The 5,819-nt window shown below is 58.0% G+C and carries 4 protein-coding genes and 4 pseudogenes; 4 read left to right on the plus strand and 4 right to left on the minus strand.

Translation table 11 applies throughout. The features are described from left to right. The 3 genes and pseudogenes from BBW68_RS20765 to cysS form a co-directional block, all read right to left on the minus strand. Positions 1-130: pseudogene (locus BBW68_RS20765) on the minus strand (IS91 family transposase); the annotation flags it as partial. A gap of 82 nt (positions 131-212) precedes the next feature. After that, positions 213-475: pseudogene (locus BBW68_RS16840) on the minus strand (AAA family ATPase); the annotation flags it as partial. A 47-nt stretch (positions 476-522) separates the two neighbouring features. Beyond that, the gene (gene cysS / locus BBW68_RS11835; protein ID WP_070135520.1) at positions 523-1,911 is read right to left on the minus strand and encodes a cysteine--tRNA ligase; all 1,389 of its coding nucleotides are present in this window, start codon (positions 1,909-1,911) and stop codon (positions 523-525) included. A gap of 229 nt (positions 1,912-2,140) precedes the next feature. On the opposite strand from cysS, the gene ppiB reads away from it, so the two are divergent. The 4 genes and pseudogenes from ppiB to purK all read left to right on the plus strand — a co-directional run. Beyond that, positions 2,141-2,635 carry a peptidylprolyl isomerase B gene (gene ppiB, locus BBW68_RS11840; RefSeq protein WP_070135521.1) on the plus strand — a complete coding sequence of 165 codons (495 nt, stop codon included), beginning with the start codon at positions 2,141-2,143 and terminating at the stop codon, positions 2,633-2,635. Continuing rightward, positions 2,635-3,351, plus strand: a complete 717-nt coding sequence (gene lpxH, locus BBW68_RS11845; RefSeq protein WP_070135522.1) for a UDP-2,3-diacylglucosamine diphosphatase — start codon at positions 2,635-2,637, stop codon at positions 3,349-3,351. The genes ppiB and lpxH overlap by 1 nt, the downstream gene beginning before the upstream one ends. A 150-nt stretch (positions 3,352-3,501) precedes the next feature. Continuing rightward, positions 3,502-4,011, plus strand: a complete 510-nt coding sequence (gene purE / locus BBW68_RS11850) for a 5-(carboxyamino)imidazole ribonucleotide mutase (protein ID WP_070135523.1) — start codon at positions 3,502-3,504, stop codon at positions 4,009-4,011. Next, positions 4,008-5,069, plus strand: a pseudogene (gene purK / locus BBW68_RS11855) (5-(carboxyamino)imidazole ribonucleotide synthase); the annotation flags it as partial. The gene purE and the pseudogene purK, both read left to right, overlap by 4 nt. Before the next feature lie 140 nt (positions 5,070-5,209). Here the strand turns inward: purK and BBW68_RS16845 are convergent. Then, a pseudogene (locus BBW68_RS16845) lies at positions 5,210-5,766 on the minus strand (FtsX-like permease family protein); the annotation flags it as partial. Positions 5,767-5,819: the final 53 nt, after the last annotated feature.

A 5,819-nucleotide genomic window follows, 5' to 3' on the forward strand; every position in this document is an offset into this window, starting at 1 on the left:
TGCCGCCGGCGCGCATGCGCTCAACGGCGAGTGGGGTCCACTGGCTGACGCTGTCGCCATGTTTTTTGAGATAGCGGTTCCAGCCGTCATCGACGGTGAAAAGGAGTTTGGCGGGACGCGGGATATACATGGAGCTGAGTATAAAGCGGAGCTCCAGTCATGCAAAGCACCGGAACGGCGAAGCTGTGACGCTCGCCCTGTAAGGGCGCTACGTTCATCGTTGCCGACAGTATCATCCGTTTGCTGTCACCATTCCGCTTGCTACGCCGCGGGCCACCTGCCCACATCGCCTTCTGAATACCGCCATCCTGCGCCAGCGCAGGCAAAAGCTGGTCGCTTCATGCAACAGGCGCACCGCTTTATTGAGGTTGGATTTGCCGCAGCCATTGGGGCCGGTGATAACGTTGAGCTGACCGAGTTTCAGCTCCAGGGAGCGAATGGACCGGTAGTTAGTGAGAGAGAGTTGTTTGATCACGGTACAGGTCTGAAAAACAGGGGCGCGTTATGACGCGCGCCCTTGGGTTACTTACGGCGCCAGCTAGTGCCGCCCGCGCCGTCTTCGAGCACGATGCCCATCTCGTTGAGTTTGTCGCGCGCAACGTCGGCATGCGCCCAGTCTTTCGCTTTACGCGCATCAATACGCATTTGGATCAGCGTTTCAATCTGCGCCACCTCTTCATCATTGATATTGTTGGCATTTTGCAGGAACTGCTCCGGATCCTGCTCCAGCAGGCCGAGCACGCCCGCCAAGGTGCGTAGGCGCGCTGCCAGTCCATTCGCGGCCGCTTTGTCGATGTCCTTCAGGCGGTTGACTTCACGCGCTAGGTCGAACAGCGCCGAGTAGGCTTCCGGCGTGTTGAAATCGTCGTCCATCGCTTCGCAGAAGCGGGTTTCAAACTCTTCGCCACCGGCCACTTCGGCATTGACATCGGTGTTACGAATAGCGATATACAGACGCTCCAGCGCGGAACGCGCCTGATTGAGATTATCTTCGCCGTAGTCCAACTGGCTGCGATAGTGGCTGGACATCAGGAAGTAGCGCACAGTCTCAGCATCGTAGTGCTCCAACACATCGCGCACGGTGAAGAAGTTGTTCAGCGATTTCGACATCTTCTCGCGGTACACCATTACCATGCCGGAGTGCATCCAGTAGTTCACATACGGGCCGTCGTGAGCGCAGGTAGACTGGGCGATCTCGTTTTCGTGATGCGGGAACATCAGGTCAGAGCCGCCGCCGTGGATGTCGAAGTGCTCACCCAACTGCTTGCAGTTCATCGCCGAGCACTCAATATGCCAGCCCGGGCGGCCCATGCCCCACGGAGACTCCCAGCCTGGCTCGTCGGCTTTCGACATCTTCCACAGCACGAAGTCCATCGGGTTGCGCTTGACGTTCTTGGCCACTTCAACCCGAGCGCCAGCCTGCAGGTGCTCCAGATCCTGGCGCGACAGGGAACCGTAGTTCGGATCGCTGTAGACCGATAACATCACGTCGCCGTTGCTGGCAATGTAGGCGTGTTCACGGGCGATTAGCTTTTTAACCAGCTCGATAATCTCGCCGATGTGGCGCGTGGCGCGTGGCTCCAGGTCCGGCGGCAGAATATTCAGCGCGGCGAAATCCTTGTGCATTTCGGTGATCATGCGGTTGGTCAGCTGTTCAATGGTTTCACCGTTTTCGTTGGCGCGTTTGATGATTTTGTCATCAATGTCGGTGATATTACGCACATAGTTCAGCTGATAACCGCTGTAACGCAAATAGCGTGCCACCACGTCGAACGCGGCAAAGGTCCTGCCGTGGCCGATGTGGCAGAGGTCGTAAACAGTAATACCGCACACGTACATGCCAATCTTTCCGGCATGAATAGGTTTGAATTCCTCTTTTTGACGACTCAGGGTGTTGAAGATCTTTAGCATTGAGACATTCCGTTTTAGGCGTGTGCGGGATTACGATAAAAAGTCAATCGAACGTTCTATTTTTACTCCCAGCGCTATGTAAAGCAAGGGTATCGCTGCTTCCTTTACGCAGCAGGGCTGACGAGCCATCACTTTTTGTGATATAAGAGCCGTCTGACGCACGGGAAAGACTTACGTCTTCGCTCCCGGCGCTCAATGTTAAATACTCCAACCCCGACAGGATAAGAAAATGGTTACTTTCCAGACTAATCATGGCGATATCGTCATCAAAACCTTCGAGGATAAAGCACCGGCTACCGTTGCAAACTTCTTGGAATACTGCCGGGAAGGTTTCTACGACAACATCATCTTCCACCGTGTGATCAACGACTTTATGATCCAGGGCGGCGGCTTTGAACCGGGCATGAAGCAGAAAGAGACCAAAGCAGAGATCCAGAACGAAGCCAGCAACGGTCTGAAAAACACCAAAGGCACGCTGGCAATGGCACGTACTCAGGCTCCGCACTCGGCTACCGCGCAGTTTTTTATCAACGTAGCAGACAACGACTTCCTAAATTTCCGTAACGAAAGCCTGCAGGGCTGGGGTTACTGCGTGTTCGCTGAAGTGGTTGAAGGTATGGACGTGGTTGAGAAAATCAAAGCCGTGTCTACCGGCAGCAGCGGCATGCACCAAGATGTGCCAAAAGACGACGTGGTTATCCAGAAAGTTACCGTCAGCGAATAATGTCGCACACGCTGTTTATCGCAGATCTGCATCTGTGTACTGAAGAACCAGCAATCACTGCCAGTTTTCTGCATTTTTTACGCCGTGAAGCGCAGCACGCCGACGCACTGTATATTCTTGGCGATCTGTTTGAAGCCTGGATCGGCGACGACGATCCGAACCCGCTGCACGCCGAAGTGGTGACCGCGCTGCGCCAGCTCAGCATTCCCTGCTACTTTATCCACGGCAACCGCGATTTCCTAGTCGGGAAACGCTTCGCCCGCGCTGCGGGTATGACTCTGCTGCCCGAAGAGCAGGTGCTGGAGCTGTACGGCAGGCGCGTGCTCATTATGCACGGCGACACGTTGTGTACCGACGACGTGGACTATCAGCGCTATCGCCAGAAGGTGCAGCAGCGCTGGCTGCAAACCGTTTTCCTTGCTCTGCCGCTGTTCGGGCGCCAGCGTATTGCGCGCAAGATGCGCAACGGCAGCAAGCAGGCCAACCGCAATAAAGATCTCTCGATTATGGATGTCAATCCGCAGGCGGTTGTCGACGCCATGAGCCGCCACCGGGTGCCGTATCTGATCCACGGGCATACCCATCGCCCGGCCGTGCATCCGCTGGAAATTAACGACCAGCCCGCCGAACGGCTGGTGCTGGGCGCTTGGCATGAAGGAGGTTCGATGATCAAAGTCGGCCCTGATAAGATTGCGCTAATTTTCTTTCCGTTCTGAATCAAAATTTTGGCGCCATCCTGCGCCAGTTGACGCTACGCAACCGTTTTCCTCGCCGCACAGTCGTGATATCCTCTCTGCCCTTCCTACCCCGTATCCCGTATCCGCGCTGCTGCGGTGAAGTTTTACAATCACAGGAGTCAGATCTGCATGTCATCCAACACCGCCCCGGCCCGCATTGCTATTGTTATGGGTTCCAAAAATGACTGGGCAACCATGCAGCTTGCAGCGGAAATCCTCACTAAGCTCGACGTTCCGTTTCACTGTGAGGTGGTGTCTGCGCACCGTACCCCGGACAAACTGTCCGGCTTTGCCGAGCAGGCCGCCGATAACGGCTTCCAAGTGATTATAGCGGGTGCAGGCGGCGCGGCGCATCTGCCGGGTATGCTGGCAGCGAAAACCTTGGTACCGGTGCTGGGTGTGCCGGTGCAGAGCGCCGCGCTGAACGGAATCGACAGCCTGTACTCTATCGTGCAGATGCCGCGCGGCATTCCGGTTGGTACGCTGGCGATTGGCAAAGCCGGTGCGGCGAACGCCGCCCTGCTGGCGGCGCAGATCCTCGCGCTGCACGATGCTGCGCTGGCAGGCCGCCTAGCGAACTGGCGTCAGACGCAGACCGACGAAGTGCTGAACAACCCGGACCCGCAGGTGGAAGCATGAAGCCGGTCTGCGTATTAGGTAACGGCCAGCTAGGCCGCATGCTGCGCCAAGCCGGGGAGCCGCTGGGCATCGCGGTGTATCCGATCGGGCTGGACGCCGAGCCGCAAGCGCTGCCGACTGCGCAGAGCGTAATTACCGCCGAGATTGAACGCTGGCCAGTAACCGCCCTGACACACGAGCTGGCAGGCCACAACGCGTTTGTTAACCGCGATATTTTCCCGCTGCTGGCAGACCGCTTAACCCAAAAGCAGCTGCTGGACCGCCTCGGCCTTGCGACGGCCCCTTGGCAGCTGCTGTCCGATGCCGACGAGTGGGCGCAGGTGTTCACCACCCTTGGCGAGTTGGCAATCGTCAAGCGCCGCACTGGGGGGTATGACGGCCGCGGTCAGTGGTGCCTGCGCGCTGATGAGATCGCGATGCTGCCCGCTGACTGCTACGGTGAGTGCATTGTTGAGCAGGGGATTTGCTTCTCCGGCGAGATGTCGCTGGTCGGTGCACGTGGTCACGACGGTCACACCGTGTTCTACCCGCTGACGCATAACCTGCATCAGGACGGCATTCTGCGCACCAGCGTGGTGCTGCCGGACGTTAATGCAGAGCATCAGCAGCAGGCGGAGCGCATGCTGTCGGCGATCATGAACGAGCTGAACTACGTCGGCGTGATGGCGATGGAGTGCTTTGTGGAGCCGGAAGGTCTGCTGATCAACGAGCTGGCCCCGCGCGTGCACAACAGCGGCCACTGGACGCAGAACGGCGCATCGATTAGCCAGTTTGAGCTGCACCTGCGGGCGATTCTTGGTCTGCCGCTGCCAATGCCAGTGGTCAGCACCCCGGCGGTCATGGTGAACCTGATCGGCACCGACGTGAACCTCGACTGGCTGAACCAGCCGCTGGTGCATCTGCACTGGTATGAGAAAGAGGTGCGCGCCGGACGCAAGGTAGGCCACCTCAATTTGGCAGACGTCAGTCCGGCGGCGTTAAGCGCGGCGCTGAATGCTCTGGTACCGATGCTGCCGGCGGAATACGCCAGCAGCATTGCGTGGGCGGTTGAAAAACTCGGGTGTTCCTGTTTGCTGGCTGACTTGAAAAGAGGGTCAGCTCCTACGAAACCCGCGAATCGTATTTCCTTTTGCCCCAATATTCCGCAAATTTTTTTGTAGGGGGCGACTTTTTTTTCGGTCAACCGACAAAAATCACCTCACTCCGCATAATACTCTCTGAACAACGCCTTGCCCCTCAGCAGACGAATTCCCAGCCAGCTGCCGCAGATCGACAGCAGCAGCGCGCCGGTCAACGGCAGCACCATCCACAGCACGTAATCCGGCTGCCACGGGAAGTCGAACACCTTGCGCTGAGACCCCACAGCGCCGCTTCCGCACCGATGACTGCCCCTACGCCGGAAACCACACCCAGTAGCGCAGACTCGCACCACAGCGTGCCGCGCAGCAGGCTCTTGCTGGCACCCAGCATGCGACACACCACCAGCTCTTGGCAACGCTGACACATCCCGACTAGGATCTGTGCCAGCAGCAGCACGCCGCGGGCCGTCACCAGCACCACCATAATCTCCAGCGCCTGGCTGACCTGCGCCAGCACCTGCCCTATCTGGCGCATGATGCTGCCGATATCCAGCAGGCTGAGCGTCGGGAACTGGCTGTTGAACCGGGCCAGCAGCGCGTTGTTATTGTCGAGGCGGAAGCTGGTCAGCTAGGTCTGCGGCTGGCCGTCGAGCGCGCCCGGCGGGAAGATTAAGAAGGTCGAGTCCGTCAAGGTAGTGTAAATTCAGAACCAACCTTCCGGTCCGGTAA

It is taken from the genome of Candidatus Erwinia dacicola (genome assembly GCF_001756855.1).
GTDB classification, from domain to species: Bacteria; Pseudomonadota; Gammaproteobacteria; order Enterobacterales; family Enterobacteriaceae; genus Erwinia; species Erwinia dacicola.